This window comes from Flavobacterium sp. MDT1-60, from assembly GCF_014844035.1.
Taxonomy (GTDB): Bacteria; Bacteroidota; Bacteroidia; order Flavobacteriales; family Flavobacteriaceae; genus Flavobacterium.
This window is the reverse complement of record NZ_CP062159.1, coordinates 4220782-4241183: the sequence shown is the minus strand read 5'-3', so window position 1 is coordinate 4241183 and position 20402 is coordinate 4220782. Positions and strand designations below refer to the sequence as shown.

General features: G+C 33.7%; 14 protein-coding genes. 5 read left to right on the top strand and 9 right to left on the bottom strand.

Annotation, left to right across the window (positions count from 1 at the left end; all coding sequences use genetic code 11):
- The first annotated feature begins 377 nt into the window (after positions 1–377).
- The 3 genes from hutH to IHE43_RS17795 are packed head-to-tail and all read left to right on the top strand — an operon-like array spanning position 378 to position 3961.
- The gene (hutH, locus tag IHE43_RS17805) at positions 378–1892 is read left to right on the top strand and encodes a histidine ammonia-lyase (RefSeq protein WP_192185147.1); all 1515 of its coding nucleotides are present in this window, start codon (positions 378–380) and stop codon (positions 1890–1892) included.
- A 48-nt stretch (positions 1893–1940) separates the two neighbouring features.
- A complete protein-coding gene (locus IHE43_RS17800; protein ID WP_042564245.1) occupies positions 1941–2585 on the top strand; it encodes a DUF47 domain-containing protein in 645 nt (214 codons plus the stop codon).
- Between the two features lie 32 nt (positions 2586–2617).
- Positions 2618–3961 (top strand): inorganic phosphate transporter, encoded by a 1344-nt coding sequence (locus tag IHE43_RS17795; protein ID WP_192185146.1) that lies wholly within the window; start codon positions 2618–2620, stop codon positions 3959–3961.
- 184 nt (positions 3962–4145) lie between these two features.
- Here the strand turns inward: IHE43_RS17795 and IHE43_RS17790 are convergent, their stop codons facing one another.
- The 3 genes from IHE43_RS17790 to IHE43_RS17780 form a co-directional block, all read right to left on the bottom strand.
- Positions 4146–4661 carry a DUF421 domain-containing protein gene (locus IHE43_RS17790; protein ID WP_192188250.1) on the bottom strand — a complete coding sequence of 172 codons (516 nt, stop codon included), beginning with the start codon at positions 4659–4661 and terminating at the stop codon, positions 4146–4148.
- 95 nt (positions 4662–4756) lie between these two features.
- Positions 4757–6130, bottom strand: coding sequence for a 30S ribosomal protein S6--L-glutamate ligase (rimK, locus tag IHE43_RS17785; protein ID WP_192185145.1), 1374 nt, complete (start codon positions 6128–6130; stop codon positions 4757–4759).
- A gap of 140 nt (positions 6131–6270) precedes the next feature.
- On the bottom strand, positions 6271–8817 hold the full coding sequence (locus tag IHE43_RS17780) for an ATP-dependent Clp protease ATP-binding subunit (protein WP_192185144.1): 2547 nt from the start codon (positions 8815–8817) through the stop codon (positions 6271–6273).
- A gap of 257 nt (positions 8818–9074) precedes the next feature.
- Between IHE43_RS17780 and gyrA the strand changes: the two genes are divergently transcribed.
- Positions 9075–11717 (top strand): DNA gyrase subunit A, encoded by a 2643-nt coding sequence (gene gyrA / locus IHE43_RS17775; RefSeq protein WP_192185143.1) that lies wholly within the window; start codon positions 9075–9077, stop codon positions 11715–11717.
- 44 nt (positions 11718–11761) lie between these two features.
- A complete protein-coding gene (locus IHE43_RS17770; RefSeq protein WP_192185142.1) occupies positions 11762–13033 on the top strand; it encodes a tetratricopeptide repeat protein in 1272 nt (423 codons plus the stop codon).
- A gap of 74 nt (positions 13034–13107) precedes the next feature.
- Here IHE43_RS17770 and IHE43_RS17765 read toward each other — a convergent pair whose 3' ends face one another.
- The 6 genes from IHE43_RS17765 to IHE43_RS17740 form a co-directional block, all read right to left on the bottom strand.
- Positions 13108–13524 (bottom strand): OsmC family protein, encoded by a 417-nt coding sequence (locus IHE43_RS17765; protein WP_192185141.1) that lies wholly within the window; start codon positions 13522–13524, stop codon positions 13108–13110.
- Positions 13525–13714: 190 nt separating this feature from the next.
- Entirely contained in the window at positions 13715–15703 is a 1989-nt protein-coding gene (locus IHE43_RS17760; protein ID WP_192185140.1) for a DUF349 domain-containing protein, read from the bottom strand.
- 276 nt (positions 15704–15979) lie between these two features.
- Positions 15980–16489: a hypothetical protein gene (locus IHE43_RS17755; protein WP_225585194.1), complete on the bottom strand. Its 510-nt coding sequence runs from the start codon at positions 16487–16489 to the stop codon at positions 15980–15982.
- A 304-nt stretch (positions 16490–16793) separates the two neighbouring features.
- On the bottom strand, positions 16794–17543 hold the full coding sequence (locus IHE43_RS17750) for a shikimate dehydrogenase (protein WP_192185139.1): 750 nt from the start codon (positions 17541–17543) through the stop codon (positions 16794–16796).
- Positions 17543–18940: a tetratricopeptide repeat protein gene (locus IHE43_RS17745; RefSeq protein ID WP_192185138.1), complete on the bottom strand. Its 1398-nt coding sequence runs from the start codon at positions 18938–18940 to the stop codon at positions 17543–17545. Before IHE43_RS17745 ends, IHE43_RS17750 begins: the two co-directional genes overlap by 1 nt.
- Before the next feature lie 211 nt (positions 18941–19151).
- On the bottom strand, positions 19152–20345 hold the full coding sequence (locus tag IHE43_RS17740) for an aspartate aminotransferase family protein (RefSeq protein ID WP_192185137.1): 1194 nt from the start codon (positions 20343–20345) through the stop codon (positions 19152–19154).
- Between the last annotated feature and the right edge of the window lie 57 nt (positions 20346–20402).

The following is a 20402-nucleotide window of genomic DNA, read 5'->3' as shown; positions in this document are numbered from 1 at the left end:
CTTTTTGCGAATATTTTAATATTTCAAATATGATTCATTCAATATTGAGGTTTTGTTAAGATTGAATATCATAAATTGATGTATTCGTATATTTAAACCCGTAATTGTTGGGAATAGATAAGGTTAAAAGGTTGATTTTTATCAGGATATTGGATAAAAACAGTCATTAGTCTATAAAATAAGTAGGAAATTAATTTTTTATTGTAAGTTTTGAAGCTTGATTTTGAAGTAGAAAATAAAGCCTTGATTTTGTATGATTAGTAATGTGAAATAGATAAATAGGTAGAATTTCTTTCATTCATTTTTTAATTATTATGAACAAATGTTGCTTTTTAATATTGATTTGTTGAATTTTGATGCCTTAAATTAAAAATGTTATGAGAGAAATCCATTATATAAGTACTGAAACCCTAAGTTTAGAAGATCTGCAGGAAATTATTGTGAATCAGAAAATGCTTGAATTATCTGAAGAAGCTAAAGTTAACGTCCAAAAATGCCGTGATTATTTAGATAAAAAAATGGCCTCACATTCTGAACCTATTTACGGAATCAACACCGGTTTTGGATCACTTTGTAATGTAAAAATCTCAAATGAAAATTTATCAAAACTTCAGGAGAATCTGGTAAAATCGCATGCTTGCGGAACCGGAGAAGAAGTTCCTGCTGAAATTGTAAAACTGATGCTGTTGCTTAAAATTCAATCTTTGAGCTACGGACATTCAGGAATTCAGTTGCAAACTGTCTCTCGTTTAGTTGATTTCTATAATAATGATATTCTTCCTATAATATATACACAAGGTTCACTTGGTGCATCGGGAGATTTGGCGCCATTGGCCCATTTGTCTTTACCTTTATTAGGAGAAGGAGAAGTACTTTTTGAAGGAAAGAAAGTGGCTTCCGCCGAAGTTTTAAAACACTTTAACTGGGAACCAATCGTCTTACAGTCAAAAGAAGGTTTGGCTTTGTTAAACGGAACTCAGTTTATGAGTGCTTACGGAGCTCATATTTTATTAAAAGCGTATAAATATTCGTATTTAGCAGATTTAATCGGAACTATTTCTTTGGAAGGTTTTGATGGAAGAAGCGAGCCTTTTAACGAATTGATTCATTTTATTCGTCCCCACAAAGGTCAAATTGTAACGGCGCAACGCATCAATGAGTTTTTAGAAGGAAGTGAAATTATTGCTCAGGAGAAAAAACACGTTCAGGATCCGTATTCTTTCCGTTGTATGCCGCAGGTTCATGGTGCTTCAAAAGATGCAATTGATTATGTTCGAAAAGTATTCAAAACTGAAATTAATTCGGTTACTGATAATCCAAATATATTTATTGAAGCGGATCAGATTATTTCTGGTGGGAATTTCCACGGACAACCTTTGGCTTTAGCCTTAGACTTTATGGCAATTGCTTTAGCCGAATTAGGAAGTATTTCTGAAAGAAGAACGTATCAATTGATTTCAGGTTTAAGAAATCTTCCGGCATTTTTGGTTGACAATCCGGGATTGAATTCAGGATTTATGATTCCGCAATATACAGCTGCAAGCATTGCAAGTCAGAACAAACAATTGGCAACTCCATCAAGTATTGACAGTATTGTTTCGAGCAACGGACAGGAAGATCACGTGAGCATGGGAGCAAATGGCGCAACTAAGGCGTTGAGAGTTATGGATAATTTAGAGCGTATTTTAGCGATTGAATTATTAAATGCTTCTCAGGCTATTGCGTACAGAGAACCTCTGAAATCAAGTGATTTCATCGAAATGTTTTTGAGCAGTTATAGAGAGGTGGTGCCTTTGGTTAAAGAAGATCGCATCTTGCATTATGATATTGAGAAGACCGTTGCATTCCTGGATAGTTTCCAAATAGAAAACGATTTGTTAACAATGGCTTAACACTGCAAAATAATATTGAAGTAATTTTGCACTATCAAAAATAAAAAAATGTCAATAAACAGTATTTTCCAATTTTTAGTGCCGAAAGACAAAAAATTCTTTCCACTTTTTGAAGAAGCTTCAAGCAATTTAATTGAATTAGCTTCTAATTTACACGAAGCTGTAAACCTTCCATTAAAAGAAAGAGAAGTTCTTTTTCAAAAAATTGATGAATTAGAGCAAAGAGGAGAAGACATTACACGTCAAACCAATCTTGAATTGAGCAGAAACTTCATAACGCCATTTGATAGAGAGGATATTCATACATTAATTACTTCAATTGATAACGTTGCTGATTACCTTCATGGTGCAGCAAGCAGAATGAGATTATATCAGGTTGATAAGATTACAAAATCTATCAGAAAGATGACAGAAATCAACCTTGAAGCTTGTCAAAATATTGACAGTGCTGTAAAAGAGTTGAGCAACTTAAAAAACATGAACATTATTAAAGAAGCTTGTGCCAGAATTAATAAACTGGAAAACAAGTCTGATAATGTATATAACAAAGCAGTTTTTGAAATTTTTGAAAACGAAACAGACGCTAAAAATATCATTAAATATAAAGAGGTGTTATCTGTTTTAGAATCAGCAACAGACAAATGTAAGAGTGTTGCGAACATACTGGAATCTATTTCTGTAAAACATTCTTAATTCAATTTATTTCATTCTGAAGTTATAATTTTATGACGCTACTTATAATTATTATAGTATTAGCTTTAATTTTTGATTACATCAATGGTTTTCATGATGCGGCAAATGCTATAGCGACTGTTGTTGCTACAAAGGTTCTAACGCCTTTTCAGGCCGTTCTTTGGGCAGCATTTTTTAACTTTCTGGCTTATTGGGTTTTCGGATTTGGTGTTGCAGATACTGTTGCAAAAACAGCGCACACTATGGAAATTAATCTTGTTGTTATCCTTGCCGGTGTTATTGCAGCTATTTGTTGGAATTTATTGACTTGGTGGTTAGGAATTCCTTCAAGTTCATCACATACTTTAATTGGTGGTTTCGCCGGAGCAGCAGTGGCGCATGCGATCGCTGTACATGGTTTTTCAGGTTATGCCGGAGAAGATGGAACTACTCATTATTGGTACGAAATCGTAAGCTGGTATAAAGCAGGAAAAGATGGGGGAATGCCTTCGGGAGTCCTTATCATTATAGCTTTTATTGTTTTAGCGCCATTATTGGGAGCATTAGCTTCTTATTTAATATCAATTTGGCTGTTAAATGCTTCTCGTAAAATTATAGGACCTAAACTATTTACTATAGCTTTAATGATCGCAACTGTTTGGGTTGTGAGCAATCTAATGGTACCTTACGAAGAGATTCTTAAGCATGGCAAACCTCGATTTGATTCTCATTTTTGGAGTGTAGCTTTTGATCCACACAATATTAAATGGTTTTTAGTAGCCTTTATTATCTTAACAGTTAGTGCTTTTTGTTTGATATTCAGTAGTTTGAATCTTCATCAGGCTGATGCTGCTTTGAAAAAAATGCAATTATTATCTTCTGCTGCTTTTAGTTTAGGCCACGGAGGAAATGATTCTCAAAAAGTAATGGGTATTATTGCTGCAGCCGTAGCAGTATATATAAATACAAATCCCGGAGTTCATATGGCGTCTTGGTTAGACGTTGTTTTACCAAATGATGATTTAGGAATAAAAGGAGTAATGCCAGGCTGGATTCCTTTAGCATGTTATTCTGCTATTGCAGCTGGAACTTTAAGTGGTGGATGGAAAATTGTGAAAACAATGGGTTCTAAAATCACAAAAGTAACTTCATTTGAAGGTGTTGCTGCTGAAACTGCTGGAGCTTTGACATTATATTTTACAGAACACTTAAAGATTCCGGTAAGTACAACACATACTATTACAGGTTCTATCATCGGGGTTGGATTAACTAAACGTGTATCTGCTGTTCGTTGGGGTGTTACTGTAAGTTTGATCTGGGCGTGGATATTAACTATTCCTATTTCAGCTATTTTAGCTGGATTGGTTTACTTTGTATTAAGCGTATTTATTTCTTAGTAAAATGATTTTTGTAAAATGTGAGAAGTTTTAATCGCATTTTATAATTAAATTCCAATATTTTGAATTCCAAATTCCAATGCAAATGTGAAAAGCATAAAGCGTTGGAATTTGGAATTTTTTGTTTGAAATTTCCTTTTTCTAGTTTGGAATTTGGAATTTAAAATATTGGATTTTCTAAATTTTATTTTCTAAAATTCTTATGATTGTGTTTTCTTTTGTAATGCGTTTGTTTGAGATGTTTTTTGTCTTCGGAAATAACACTTATAGTCCCGTCAATTTCGAGCATGCAGAGCTTTACATCAGTGAAATGTTCTAAACCATGTTCTCGCATGGCTTCTTTTAATTCGTCGTTAGAAATGTCTAATTTGCTTAATGCTTTAAAATCCAGCTTTCCATCATGAATTAAGATTTCTGGTTTGTCTAAAAGTAAATCATTCAGTATTTTGTATTTGTGTGTTAGTTTTTTAATGATAAAATTAATCACAAACAAGGCTAAAGCAGCAACTAAACCTCCCCAAAGGCTGGTATCAGGGCCAACCATAGCATTTTGAACCGAATTACTGATCAATAAAATGAGAATGATATCGGCGGTATTTAATTGCGAAAGTTCTTTTTTGCCGAAAATTCTCAAAGCAATAGTCATGAAAAAATAAACGGCAAGACTTCTTAAAATAATATCTAAATAGGAGTAGAGCATCATTTTTAGGTTTTAAATTTAAAAAAGCTTTGTCAAAAGTTTTAAAACTCTGACAAAGCTGCTAAAATAAATAGGAGATATTAAGTTAGAATGAACTAACTAATTATTTTGAAATTCTTCTCGATTGCTTTAATCATTTCACCGGCAATATCTTTGTTGGTTGCGCCTTCAATTCCTTCTAAGCCTGGTGATGAATTCACTTCCAGTAATAATGGTCCTTTTGATGAGCGAATAATATCGACACCGGCCACTTTTAAGTCCATTGCTTTTGCGGCTTTTATGGCAATTTTTTTCTCTTCGGCTGTTACTTTTATAACTGATGCTGTTCCGCCCAGGTGAATATTTGCTCTAAATTCGCCAGGCATCGCTTCACGTTGAATAGCGGCAACCACTTTTCCATCAATTACAAAACAACGAATGTCTTTTCCGTTGGCTTCTTTGATGAATTCCTGAACTAAAATGTTTGCATTTAAACTTTTGAACGCGTTGATAACACTTTCCGCCGCTTTTTTGGTTTCTGCTAAAACAACTCCTTTTCCTTGTGTTCCTTCTAATAATTTTACGATTAAAGGTGAACCTCCAACCATTTTAATTAAATTATCGGTGTCCAAAGGAGAATTGGCAAAACCAGTAGTTGGAATATCAATTCCGCTGTTTAAAAGCAATTGCAGGGAATATAATTTATCACGTGATTGTGTAATGGCTGTAGCTGAATTCAAAACGAAAACCTTCAAAGCTTCAAATTGACGGGTCAAAGCACAACCGTAAAAAGTAATACTTGGTCGAATTCTCGGAATAATAGCATCAAACTGATTTAATATTTTTCCACCACGATAATGAATTTCAGGAGTTTTAGCGTCAAGCTTCATATAGCATTCCTTGATGTTCAAAAAATGCATTTCATGACCGCGCATTTCGCCCGCTTCCATGATTCTTTTATTACTGTATAATTCAGGATTACTTGCTAAAAGTCCAATACGTAAACCAGAAGTTGCTTTTTCAGAGTTTTGATATAATTCTTTTAGCGCTTCAGGACTTGGTTGTCCCAACATATATTTTTCTTCGGGATCAACTAATACGCGTCCACTCATGGCTTCACGACCTAAAAGCATACGAAAACCCATCGAGTCACGATTGGTCAACGTCATTTCTATTGGCCATTTTACATCGCCAATTTTTAGATTTGTTTGAATAACATAACGATGTTCTCTAAAACCACTTGAGCTCTTTACAATTCTTTTATCAACCAACGGAGCTTCGCAATGAATGATGGTTTTAATATTATTTTGAATTGGGTTAATATCAAATTTGACCCAATTAGCATCATTTTTTATGAAAGGAGCTATGTTTATGGCGTGCATTGCCGAAGTTTTGGCACCAGAATCCACACGAGCTTTAATTGTTGGAATTCCGAGTTCTGGAAATGAGCACCATTCTTCGCTACCTAAAATGACTTTATTTTGAAGCATACGTTGTTTTTATATTATATAATTTAAATTCAAAAATAGCTATTTGCTTTAACTAAAGATAGTAAATTATTCAAAAAAAATACCCGTTATGTTATGAAAACGTAACGGGTATATTATTTTTGTTATAAATTTAAACTAATTTATTGATTAGTCGGCTCTTCTGCTTTGTGTATTTCTACTGAAAGTTCTTGAGAGTCTTCTTTCAGATCCATTAGTATTTCATCTCCTGAATGTATTTTTGAGGTGATGATTTCTTCAGCTAACAAATCTTCAACATATTTCTGAATCGCTCTTTTTAGAGGTCTTGCTCCAAATTGTCTGTCAAAACCTTTCTCAGCGATAAATGCTTTTGCTTTATCAGTAAGATTTAATTTGTATCCTAATTCAGAAACACGAGAATATAGTTTTTTAAGTTCAATTTCGATAATCAAATCAATATCAGCTTTTTCTAAAGCATTGAACACGATTACATCATCAATTCTGTTTAAGAATTCAGGAGCAAAGGTTTTCTTCAATGCATTTTCGATAATGCTTTTTGAGTTTTCATCAGCCTGAGCCACTTTAGCAGCAGTTCCGAAACCTACACCTTGTCCAAAATCTTTCAACTGGCGTGCTCCAACATTAGAAGTCATAATAATGATAGTGTTTTTAAAGTCAATTTTGCGACCTAAACTATCTGTTAAATAACCATCGTCTAACACCTGAAGCATCATATTAAACACATCTGGATGCGCTTTTTCGATCTCATCTAAAAGAACAACACAATATGGTTTTCTACGAACTTTTTCAGTCAATTGACCACCTTCTTCGTATCCTACGTATCCCGGAGGTGCTCCAACTAAACGAGAGATAGCAAATTTTTCCATGTATTCGCTCATGTCGATACGAACTAATGCATCTTCAGAATCGAATAATTCTTTTGCTAAAACTTTTGCTAATTGTGTTTTACCAACTCCTGTCTGACCTAAGAAAATGAACGAACCAATTGGTTTGTTCGGGTCTTTAAGTCCGGCTCTGTTACGTTGAATAGAACGTGCAATTTTCAATACAGCTTCATTTTGACCAATTACTTTATTCTGAATCAATTCAGGTAATTTGGCTAATTTGTTGCTTTCTGTCTGTGCAATTCTGTTTACTGGAATTCCGGTCATCATTGAAACAACATCGGCTACATTATCTTCTGTAACCTCAATTCTGTTATTTTTAGAATCTTCTTCCCATTGTTCCTGTGCAACAGCAAGATCTTTTTCAATACGTTTTTCATCATCACGAAGTTTGGCAGCCTCTTCATATTTTTGTTTTTTAACTACCATGTTTTTGTTTTCACGCACTTCTTCTAATTGACGCTCTAAATCAAGAATTTGTTTAGGAACATCAATATTAGTAATGTGTACACGAGAACCAGCTTCGTCAAGAGCATCAATAGCTTTGTCCGGTAAAAAACGCTCAGACATATATCTGTTTGTTAATTTAACGCACGCTTCAATTGCTTCCTGAGTGTAGGTAACATTGTGGTGATCTTCGTATTTATCTTTTACGTTATTCAAAATTGCAATCGTTTCTTCAACAGAAGTTGGCTCCACGATTACTTTTTGGAAACGTCTTTCTAAAGCACCATCTTTTTCTATATATTGTCTGTACTCATCAAGAGTGGTAGCACCAATACATTGGATTTCACCTCTTGCCAAAGCAGGTTTGAACATGTTTGAAGCATCAAGTGAACCTGTTGCTCCTCCAGCACCTACAATAGTGTGAATTTCATCAATAAAAAGAATGATATCGTCATTTTTTTCAAGCTCATTCATTACAGCTTTCATTCTTTCTTCAAATTGTCCTCTGTATTTCGTTCCGGCAACTAAGCTGGCAAGATCAAGGGTAACAACACGTTTGTTAAAAAGAATACGGGATACTTTCTTTTGGATGATACGCAAAGCAAGTCCTTCTGCAATAGCAGATTTACCAACTCCAGGTTCTCCAATAAGCAGCGGGTTGTTCTTTTTTCTACGGCTTAAAATCTGTGAAACACGTTCAATTTCTTTCTCGCGTCCCACTACCGGATCTAGTTTTCCTTCTTCTGCCATTTCTGTTAAATCTCTCCCAAAATTATCTAAAACCGGAGTCTTAGATTTTTTGTTTGACTTATTGGCTGGATTGTTAAAACTACTTTCTTTAAGACTGTCATCTTGTCCTGAATCGTCATTGTACGATTCGTTTCTTGGCAAGTTTTCTAAGAATTCTTCTTCGTTTGGCGTCATGTTTAAGTATTGTTCTTTAGCTATGTCATAATCTATTTTTAGTTTATTCAACAGCTTGGTTGTTGGATCGTTTTCGTTTCGTAAGATGCATAAAAGCAAGTGTGCCGTGCTAATCGACGAGCTTTGAAATACTTTAGCTTCCAGGAAAGTTGTCTTCAGGGCTCTTTCCGCCTGACGCGTAAGATGAAGATTTTTCTTTTCAGCATTTACTTCAACGCTCTGGTTGGCTGGACTCAGTATTTCTACCTTCCTGCGTAAATGGTCTAAATCGACTGCTAGGTTATTAAGTATATGAATAGCTTTTCCGTTACCATCTCTTAAAATGCCTAGCATTAGATGTTCAGTACCAATAAAGTCGTGTCCTAAACGAAGGGCTTCTTCCTTACTGTATGTAATAACATCTTTTACTCTTGGTGAAAAATTATCATCCATAATATATAATTGGTATTGTAAATTTAGTGAATTACAGTTTGAAAAACAAAAACCGTACCCTTCAAGAACTACTGTCAGCTAATTGACAAAAAAAATAACAATAAAAGCGTTAAAAAACGCTTAATTTATTAACTAAAAGTAGAAAAAAAGTTGTTAATAAATCATTGAAATAAGTGTAAGTAAATAGCTGAAAAAATTCCAAAAAACCGTATCTTGGCACGCTTTGAAACTAATATAATTATTTAATATAACAACTTATGTCTGAAGGAGAAAAGTTAATTCCTATTAACATAGAAGATGAAATGAAATCAGCTTACATCGATTATTCGATGTCAGTAATCGTATCTAGAGCACTTCCTGATGTTAGAGATGGCTTGAAACCAGTACATCGAAGAGTTCTTTACGGAATGTATGACTTAGGAGTAACATCAAGATCTGCCCACAAAAAATCTGCGAGAATCGTAGGAGAGGTTCTGGGTAAGTACCACCCGCACGGAGATACCTCTGTTTATGATGCGATGGTGCGTATGGCCCAAGAGTGGAGTATGCGATATTTATTAGTGGACGGTCAGGGTAACTTTGGATCTGTTGATGGTGACAGTCCTGCAGCAATGCGTTATACTGAGGCCAGAATGCGTAAAATCTCTGAAGATATTATGGCAGATATCGAAAAAGAAACAGTTGATTTTCAATTGAACTTTGACGATACTTTATATGAGCCAAAAGTAATGCCAACAAGAGTTCCTACTTTATTAGTAAACGGAGCAACAGGTATTGCAGTTGGTATGGCTACTAATATGCCTCCACACAATTTAACGGAAGTGATCAACGGTACTTTAGCGTATCTTGATAATAATGATATTGAAATAGACGAATTAATAACGCATATTAAAGCTCCCGATTTTCCAACTGGTGGTGTAATATATGGTTATGAAGGCGTTCGTGAAGCTTTTAAAACAGGTAGAGGACGTATTGTAATGCGTGCTAAAGTTGGTTTTGAAGAAGTTGACGGAAGAGAATGTATTATTGTGACTGAAATTCCATATCAGGTTAACAAAGCCGAAATGATCAAACGTACGGCTGATTTGGTTAACGATAAAAAAATTGAAGGTATTGCGAATATTCGTGACGAATCGGATAGAAACGGTATGCGTATCGTTTATATCCTGAAACGTGATGCTACGCCAAACGTAGTTTTGAATACCTTATATAAATTTACCGCATTACAATCTTCTTTTAGTGTAAATAATATTGCACTTGTAAAAGGTCGCCCACAAATGTTGAATCTAAAAGATATGATTCACTACTTTATTGAGCACCGCCATGATGTTGTAGTTCGCAGAACGCAATTTGAATTGCGTAAAGCAGAAGAAAGAGCGCATATATTAGAAGGTCTAATTATTGCATCTGATAATATTGATGAAGTAATTGCTATCATCAGAGGTTCTAAGAATACAGAAGAAGCTCGTGAGAAGTTAATCGAAAGATTCAAATTATCAGATATTCAGGCTCGTGCTATTGTTGAGATGCGTTTGCGCCAGTTAACAGGTCTGGAACAAGATAAGTTAAGAGCAGAGTTTGAAGAATTAATGAAATTAATTGAGCACTTAAAAGCATTGTTAGCTGATGTTGATTTAAGAACTAACTTAATTAAGGAAGAACTTGAAGAAATTCGTGAGAAATACGGAGATGAGCGTCGTTCTGTAATTGAATATTCTGGTGGAGATGTAAGTATTGAAGATTTAATTGCAGATGAAAATGTGGTTATTACAATTTCACACGCAGGTTACATCAAACGTACAAACCTTACAGAATACAAAACTCAAAATAGAGGAGGAGTTGGGCAAAAAAGTGCCGGAACAAGAGATCAGGATTTCCTTGAGCATATGTTCGTTGCAACCAACCACCAATATATGATGTTCTTTACGCAAAAAGGAAAATGTTTCTGGATGCGTGTTTATGAAATTCCGGAAGGAAGTAAAACAGCAAAAGGCAGAGCAATTCAAAACTTGGTAAACATTGAAAGTGATGATAAGGTTAAAGCTTTCATATGTACGCAAGACTTAAAAGATAAAGATTATATCAACAGTCATAATCTTGTAATGGTTACTAAAAAAGGCCAGGTAAAGAAAACTTCTTTAGAGAAATATTCTAAACCAAGAGTAAATGGTGTTGCTGCTATTACGATTAAGGAAGGTGATGAATTAATGGGGGCACAATTAACTAACGGAGAAAGCCAAATTATCTTAGCAGTTAAGTCTGGTAAATTGGTTCGTTTTGAAGAAACCAAAACACGTCCGATGGGAAGAACGGCTTCGGGAGTTCGTGGAATTACTTTAAAAGATGATACGGATGAAGTAATTGGTATGGTTACTGTTGATAAAAATGATATTAATGATTCGCAAATTTTAGTTGTAACTGAAAATGGATATGGAAAACGTACCAAATTAGTTGATGAGGATGGTGAAGATGTTTACAGAATTACAAATCGTGGAGGTAAAGGTGTTAAAACGCTTAATATCACAGAGAAAACAGGAAAACTTATTTCGATTAATGCTGTAACAGATGCTGATGATTTAATGATTATCAATAAATCTGGATTAACTATTAGAATGGCTATTGAAGATTTACGTGTTATGGGTCGTGCTACTCAGGGTGTGCGATTAATTAACCTAAAAGGAAAAGATTCTATTGCTGCTGTAACGAAAGTTATGAAAGATGATGTCGAAGAGGTTATTGTTGATGAAGAAGGAAATGTAGTAGGGCCTGTTATCGAAAGAGTTAAACCAGATTTAGAAGTTCTTGAAGATGATGGAACAGTAGAAGATGACGACGATGATGATTCTGATGAAGAAATAGTAGACGAGGATGACTCTGAGGAAGAGGAATCAGAGGAATAATAGAAAAACCACGTAAATTAAATTAAATACACAAATTGAATATTATGAAAAGTAAATATGTAATACTTGCATCAGCATTATTGATTTCAGTAGCTACTTTTGCTCAAAAAGATCAGATTAAAAGTGCTGAAAAAGCATTAAAAAGCGGAGATGCTCAGGGAGCAATTGCGATATTAAAAGATGCAGAAAATTTGGTGGTTAACGCCAAAGATGTTGAACAGGCACAGTACTACTCTGTACAAGGAAATGCTTACCTGGATTTAGCGAATAAAAAAGTAGAGGAGAGTAAAAATTTATCACTTGCCGCTGAAAGCTATAAAAAATTAATTGATATTGAAAAAGCGTCTGGGAAATTGAAATATTCAACTCAGGCTGCTGCTTCAATTACTGAAATAAAAGGGAAATTGATTAATTCTGCTATTGCAGATAGTCAGGCAAACAAGAATGCAGAAGGTGCGAAAAAATTGTATGATGCTTATTTATTAGATAAAAAAGATACTATCAATTTATACTATGCAGCTTCTACAGCAGTAAATGCTCAGGATTATAAAACTGCTTTGCCAATGTATGAAGAATTGAAAAAATTGAATTATTCTGGTAAAGGAACTAGTTATACCGCTTTAAATAAAGCTTCTGGTAATGAAGACGGTTTTAATACTGCTAATGAAAGAGATTTAGCTGTAAAATTAGGAACTCACGAAAAGCCTAAAACTGAAACTATCCCTTCTAAAAGAGGAGAAATCTATAAAAACTTAGCTTTAATTATGGTTCAGGAAGGTCGTACAGAAGATGCTAAAAAAGCAATTGCTGATGCGAGAAAAACGAATCCTGAAGATAGTTCTTTGATTCTTACAGAGGCTAACTTATATCTTGAAACTAAAGATTTCGATACTTACAAAAAATTAGTTGGTGAGGCTCTGCAAAAAGATCCAAACAACGCTGACTTGATTTTCAATTTAGGAGTTATCAGTGGTAACGCAGGTAACAAAGCAGATGCTGAGAAATATTACCTGAAAGCGATTGAAATCAATCCAAGCTATACAAATGCATATCTTAATCTTGCAGCTTTAAAATTAGAGGCTGAAAAACCAATTATCGATGAGATGAATAAATTGGGGACTTCTGATAAAGATACGAAACGTTATAATGTTTTAAAAGGACAAAGAGAAGACGTTTTTAAAGGTGTTATTCCTTACCTTAAAAAAGCACACGAATTAGATCCTAAAAACGAAGATGTATCTAAAACATTATTAGGTGTTTACAAAGCGTTAGAAATGACTGCTGAAGCAAAAGCATTAAAAGCGACAATGAACTAATAATTTCATTTGATCTATTATAAAAAAATCCCGTTTTGAAACGGGATTTTTTTATGCTTGAAAATTTTTATTGTCTAAACTAAAGTAGCAGATAATGTAATAGTTGTGTTTAAAAGCTTGGAAATCGGACAGATTTCTTTTGCTTTTACAGCTGTTTTTTCAAATTCTTCAGCTGAAATTGAAGGCACTTTCCCTTTTAAATCTAAGTGAATTAGGGTAATGGTTCCGTCTTCAAAAGTTACTGTCGCTTCTGTAGATAGATCATCTGCTGTAAAACCTCCTTCATTCAATAAGAAACTTAATTGCATTGTAAAACAGCCTGAATGCGCTGCAGCAACAAGTTCTTCCGGATTTGTACCAACGCCATCTGCAAATCTTGTTTTAAAGGATAATTGCGCATTATTTAATGTTGTACTTTGAGTACTGATTGTTCCGGCTCCTTCCATGCCTGTTCCTTTCCAGTTGGCATTTGCTTTTCTAGTAAATTTCATTTTATAAAATATTAAGGTTTATAATCTTTTGATACTCAAATATAATCAATATTTTATAGAATAATTTTATGAAATTGTATTACAATGTTAAGTTTGAGGGATTTAACCGCTTTGCGGTAGAATTATTTAGTAAAAAATAAGGTGCAATGATTACTTTCATTACACCTTATTTATTTGTGGTATTTAAATCTTATTCCTGACCTAAATTACGTAATTGTTTAAGCTTATCTTTCCAAACATCAAGGCTCTCTTTATGAATAGCAATGTTTTTGCGAACTTCAAGAACTATTGAATTTTCTTTTTTAGCGTTTTTAGTATTCGTGAAAAATTGAATATTATTTTCTAATTGAAAGATTTCGTTTTGAACTTCTTCAATCTTACGCATTAAGAAAATCTTTTCGTTATCTAATTTGCGAGTATCATTGCTTTCAGACAAAGAATCAATTCTGTTAGAGAAACGCATCATTTCAGTTTCTTTTTTACTCAAACTTAGTTTTTCAAAAAGGGCATCTAAAATTTTATTGAATTTCCCTTCAATATGACGTCTTGAAAAAGGTACTTTTCCAAACCCTTTCCAGGTTTCGATATGTAATTTTATTGCGTCTAAATCTGTTTTATGATCTCCGGTTAACTGATAAGCTCTTAAGGTATCCAGATATGCTTTTTTGTTATCAAAAGCAGCTACTTCATCACCATTTTCTTCAGATTTGTGTTCTTTTAACTTGTTGAAATAATGATTACAAGCATCTTTAAATTCTTTCCAGATTTTATCTGAATATTTTTTAGGAACATGCCCAATTTGTTTCCACTCTTCCTGAATTTGTTTCATTATTGGAGTAGTGGTACCAAAATCAACACTTTCTTGTAGTTCTTTTGCTTTGGCAACAAGAGCCATTTTTTTATTTAAATTGTCGTTTTGATCTTTTTTAATGTCTTTATAAAATGAATTTTTAAAAGAATTAAAGTTTCTAACGGCAGTTTTAAACGCAGCCCAGGTTTCTTCGTTTACGTCAGATGGAACTTTTCCGGCTGCAAAGAATTCATTTCTTAACGCTTCTACTTTTTGTATTTGTACCAGCCATTGTGAATGAGATCCTACTTTTTCAGTGGCCAGAACCTCTATTGTAGCAATAATAGCTTTTTTAACTTCAAGATTCTGTTGTTCGTTTGCTCTTTGGCTTTCAAATAAAAGTTCTCTTTTATCGTGAATTTTTTTAGTTAGTTCACTGAATTTATTCCAGATTGTATCACGGTGTTCTTTAGAAACAGGTCCGATATCTTCTTTCCAGATTCTGTGTAAATCCTGCAATTCACGAAATGCTTTACTGATATCAGTTTCATTTACCAATTCTTCAACACGGGCAATTATTTTTTGCTTTTGATCAAGGTTGTATTTGAAGTCAAGATCTCTGGCTTCACGGTCTAAATGCAGATAGTCATAGAAATTTTCGACATGAAAGTGGTAGTTATTCCAAACGTGATTGTATTTATCTTTAGGGATTGCTCCGGCATTTTTCCATCTTTCTCTTAAGTCATTAAAATGCTTAAGAGTGTCTTTAATGTTTTCCTGCGGATTTATAAGCTCTTTTAGTTCTTCAACAATTGCTAGTCGATTCTCTAAATTTGATTTTAAATTGGTTTGTAAATGTTTAAAATGTGCATTCCTTTTTTCTCTGAAAACATTGTAATATTCATCAAATTTAGATTTCAATGGAGAATGATATTCAAATTCTTCGTTTGGATCTTGTTTAGAAGCATTAAACTCCTCTTTTTTCTCCTCAATAAGATGATTGTATTGTAATAAAAATGATTTTTTAATTTCCTCGATATGATCTTTTACAGACATTACTTTATCTGTATTGACAAGTTTTTTTAATTCGTCAACAAGGGCATCTAATGAAAAAGTATCATAATCCTGCATAGGAATATCATGGCGCTCTTTTAGCGTCTCATCTTCACTTTCTTCAGCATTAGAATTTGTTATAGCGTCAAGTGCTGTTTGATGATTGGTTTCTTCAACTTCCACTGTACTTTCCATTTCACTTTCAGGCGAAATTTCATTTTCCGGCGCTATTTCAGAACTCAATATTTCAATTGCTTCATTTTGTGTAGAATCGCTAATTTCGATTCCTGATTTTCCATCTGCTTCTTGCAGGTTATCATTCTTTTCTTCTAACATTTTAAATGTGTAAGGTTTTTATTTTAAACATTGCGAAAGATAGTAAAGGTGTTTCTAAATACAAAATAATTCCCTTATTTATAACAGATTTTACGATAAAATTCCTATTTTATCAAATCATATTGTAGATATCTATAAAATTTTAATTCTTTATTTAAAGTAAATGTAAATTGAATATAAATAAAGAAAACAATAAAACGGTGAAATATTTTTAGTTTATATAGAAAAAGGAACAAGATTTTTAATGGAATTTCATGTTACTGTTTATGAATAGAACTAAAATAAAATCAAAACACCTGCTTCTATGCCATAATTATATGTTTTGTCTCCGCCAAATGCAACGCTTGGGTGAATATATACTAAATTAGTGGGGGTTATTCTTCTGCCATATTCTACGTAAGCATTATTTTGATATCCATTTAGTGTGTTATTATATCTCAATGCAACGTCACCGGCAACCCAATTTTTACCAAAGAATTGAAACAATACACTTTCAAGAACAGCAATGCTAACATCGTTACGTTGACTTGAGCCTGCAAAACTTTGTTGGTATTCAAAGGAGGAAATCCAGAGGTTTTTTTTGGAATTGAAATATCTACCATAAAAAAAGGCTGGCATGACTACCCATTTTCCGGATCCGAAAGCGGGGTCTACTGCAGAATTAGTATAAACCCTTGCTCGTACAGCAATACCTTGGCTATTTTTCATATAAGGGATATAACTAATCCCCATACCAACGTCTCCAATTCCGGTTTTGTTTGTTTCGTTAGTATTGGCTGATATCAAAGGGAGATCAAATCTTAAATTCCATGCCTTGCTTCCAATTGGAAGTAAGCCGCGTACTTGTGTGGTATTAAAAGAACCATTATCTGTATCGAGATATTCGTTAAAAAAAAGTAAAGTTTGCAGATAATATCGAAAACGAGGCTCAGTAAATGGAATTTTTTCTTCAACTTCCGTTCCTTGCGCTTTTGAAGTTGTAATTCCTAGAAATATAAAATAAAAAGCAAGTATATTTTTTTCATAACTAGTTATTAATGAATAGACTAAGTTACGAAAATTACTTTAAAATTTTATTTGGACAGCTTTTTTATTTATTCCATATTTTCCATGCTTTCTCCGCTTGAAAAATAAGCATGTCATATCCGTTTTTTGTAATCGCTCCGTATTTTTTGGCGTTTTTCATAAACTGCGTTTCTGCCGGATTATATATTAAATCGTATGCAATATGTTTATCAGTAAAGAATTCGTAGGGCAAATCAGGACAAGCTTCAATATTTGGACTTGTTCCAACAGGGGTACAGTTGATTATGATTTGGAAATTGTCAAAAGTTGTGGCATTAATTAAGTCATAATCAATGATATTTTCTTTTGCTTCTCTCGATACAAAAGTATACGGAATATCAAGTTCATCAAGTGCAAACGCAACGCCTTTTGATGCGCCACCAGTTCCTAAAATAAGTGCCTTTTTATGATATGGTTGTAATAATGGCTTTAATGATTTTTTAAAACCATAATAATCAGTATTGTAACCTTTAAGTTTTCCATTTTTGGTAAACTTAATGGTATTGACAGCCCCAATTAATTTTGCTTTTGTTGATAGTTTATCCAAATAAGGAATTACTTGTTCTTTATAAGGAATGGTGACATTTAAACCCTTTAAATCAGGATTGTTTTTTAGCAATCCGGCAAAATGATTGATTTCAGAAATATCGAAATTTTCGTAGCTGTTACCGACAAAAACTTCATCACTAAATTTTTCCGTAAAATATCCCTTTGAAAAAGAGTAACTTATATTACGACCCAATAAGCCAAAACGCCTTCTTAAAATATCAATCATTATTGTTTTCTATGTTTTTCAATATAATTTTTAACCATTTTTTTTGTCCAGACCACAGGAAATAAATCTTCGATCAAAATGTAATTGTCAAAGTTTAAACGTAAACCATTGCTTAAATGAAATTTTGCTTTTGTGTTATCCTGAACCATAAAATACAGTCCGGCTAAACGATATTCGATTTCGTTTTCTTCCGGAAAATATTCTGAAGCTTGCAATAAAGTTTGAATTGCACTTTCAAATTCACCTAAGAACTGTAAAATGTCAACCCAAAACAACCACGTATCCAATGCATAATCACCAAATTCAACCGCTTTTCTGTATCCAAATTCAGCTTCCTCAAAAAAGTTCATTTGCTTATTAATCGTTGCATAACGTTTCCAATACAAACGATTTTGATTATCGATAGCCAAAGCTTTATTTACAAAAAATAATGCTTTTTGAAAGTTTTTTTGGCGAACATAAAAGTCGGTAATCGCGATCCATCCCTTATCTAAAAGAGGATCTTCATGAACGGTTTGGTTATAATATTGAAGTGCTTTTACGGAATTCCCTAATTTTTCATAACATTTTCCAATACGCAATAATGCGTATGAAGTTGCATCATCCAATTCGATGGTTCTGTTGTAGCTTTCAATAGCTTCATGGTATTTTTTCAAACGTTCATGTGCTTTTGCTTTTTCCATGAAAGCACCTAAAAACTCGTCATCAATTAAAGTTGCATAATCAAAGGCACGAATAGCATTTTCATATTCTTTTACTCCATAATGCAGGCGACCAAGCTGATGCCAGGCGATTTCACTATAGGGGTTTTTATTGATATAATCATTTAGATAAACGATGGCTTCCTGATTTTGATCTAAAAATTCAAAACAATAAACCACGTTATACAAGGCAGACTGATCTTCTAAATCTTCTTCAAGACATTTGATAAAACTGTCTTTTGCCATCTCAAGGTTATCCATAAAAAGATATTCCATTCCAATCAGGTTGTACACGTCGGCGTAGTCGTCAGTATATTGCAAGGCAATTTTAAGCAATTCTACCGCTTTTTCGTGTTGATCTCTCTTAGAACAAATATTAGCTTTCTGGATGTAAATTTCCTCGTTGTTAGGTTCGATTGCATACAACTCATTCAAGAGCTTTTCGGCGATCTCGAGTTTGTCGTCGTAAACCAGCATTTCTACTTGTACTAATTTTAAGCCTGTAGATTTTGGGTGTTGGTCTAATGCAAGTTTTAAGGCCTTTTTTGCTAAATTAGCCTTACCTATGTCTAAATAATGAAGAATAATTTCTTCAAATTCTTCAGAGTCAAAAAAGAGTACCTTGTTAGTTTTTAACATTGACTCAAATTTGGATAGGGATAGGTTATAATCTTCTTCTTCGTTGCTTAATTGCATACTGTCTTTATTTGAAATTAGCCTGTTATAAATTTAGGCAACCATATTATTGTTGTGGGGAAAGGAAATTAATTGTTTTGAACAATTTAATTAACAATATGGACAGAGTTTTTTATTCTGTTTTTAGTCATAATCTTTTGATATATAAAAGATTATTTTGTTATTATTCCAATTTTATTTTTTAATGGAAACTCGTTCCAATAGCTTTAAATTAGCTTTTACTCTTTTTCATGATTTCATCCATAATGTTTAATATTATGGCACAACCTTCTTTTATTTCTTCTTCAGAAATGGTTAATGGCGGTGTTATTCGTATAGCGCAACCTTCAAACAACAGCCAGAACAAAATCAATCCTTTATCCTGACAATTTAAAATAACCTGATTAGTTATTTCAGCTGTTTCAGTCATCGCAGCAAGCATTAATCCTTTTCCTCTAACTTCCTTTATCAAAGGATGTACCAAAAGCGATCTAAAGAGTTTTTCTTTCTCTAAGGTCTCTTGTATTAAATTAGTCTCAGTTAATTCCTGCAAAGTCGCTAAACAAGCTGACGCAATGACAGGGTGACCTCCAAAAGTGGTGATGTGACCTAACTTCGGGTTTTCTGTTAAAAGATCCATTTTTTCAGCAGAAGAGGTGAATGCGCCCACTGGCATTCCGCCTCCCATTCCTTTTCCCATTACCACAATATCCGGAACGACATCATAGTTTTGAAAGCCGAAAAGTTTTCCCGTTCGACCGAAACCTGGCTGAATTTCATCGACAATCATCATTGCTCCGACTTCATCACAGCGTTTACGAACTTTCTGTAAAAAGTTGTTTTCCGGCTGAATAAATCCGGCACCGCCCTGAATGGTTTCTAAAAGAATTGCTGCGGTTCGGGTTGTTATTTTCTGTAAATCTTCTTCGTTGTTGAAGGTTATAAAATCTACATCCGGAAGTAATGGGCGAAAAGCTTGTTTACGCTCTTCAAATCCCATAACACTCATCGAGCCCATCGTGTTTCCGTGATACGCATTGTGGCACGAAATAAGCTGACTGCGACCTGTTGTTCGTTTGGCCAATTTAAGCGCACCTTCAATTGCTTCTGTACCGGAATTGACTAAATAGGTTTTATTTAGAGATTCGGGTAGGAGAGAAGCTAATAATTTGCAATATTGAACAGCTGGACTTTGTGAATATTCGCCATAAACCATTACATGCGAATATTTATCCAACTGATCTTTTATGGCCTGATTAATTCTCGGATGCTGATGCCCAAGTGTACACGCAGAAACGCCGGCAACAAAATCTAAATATTTTTTATTGTTAGTGTCGTAAATATAGGAACCAATGGCATGCGAAACTTCCATTCCGAGTGGATAGGGAGAAGTTTGTGCCTGGTATTTTATAAAATCTGAATTCATTTTTTTGAGGTTCTAAGTTGCTAAGCTACTAAGATTCTAAGTTTTTTAGTTTCAGGT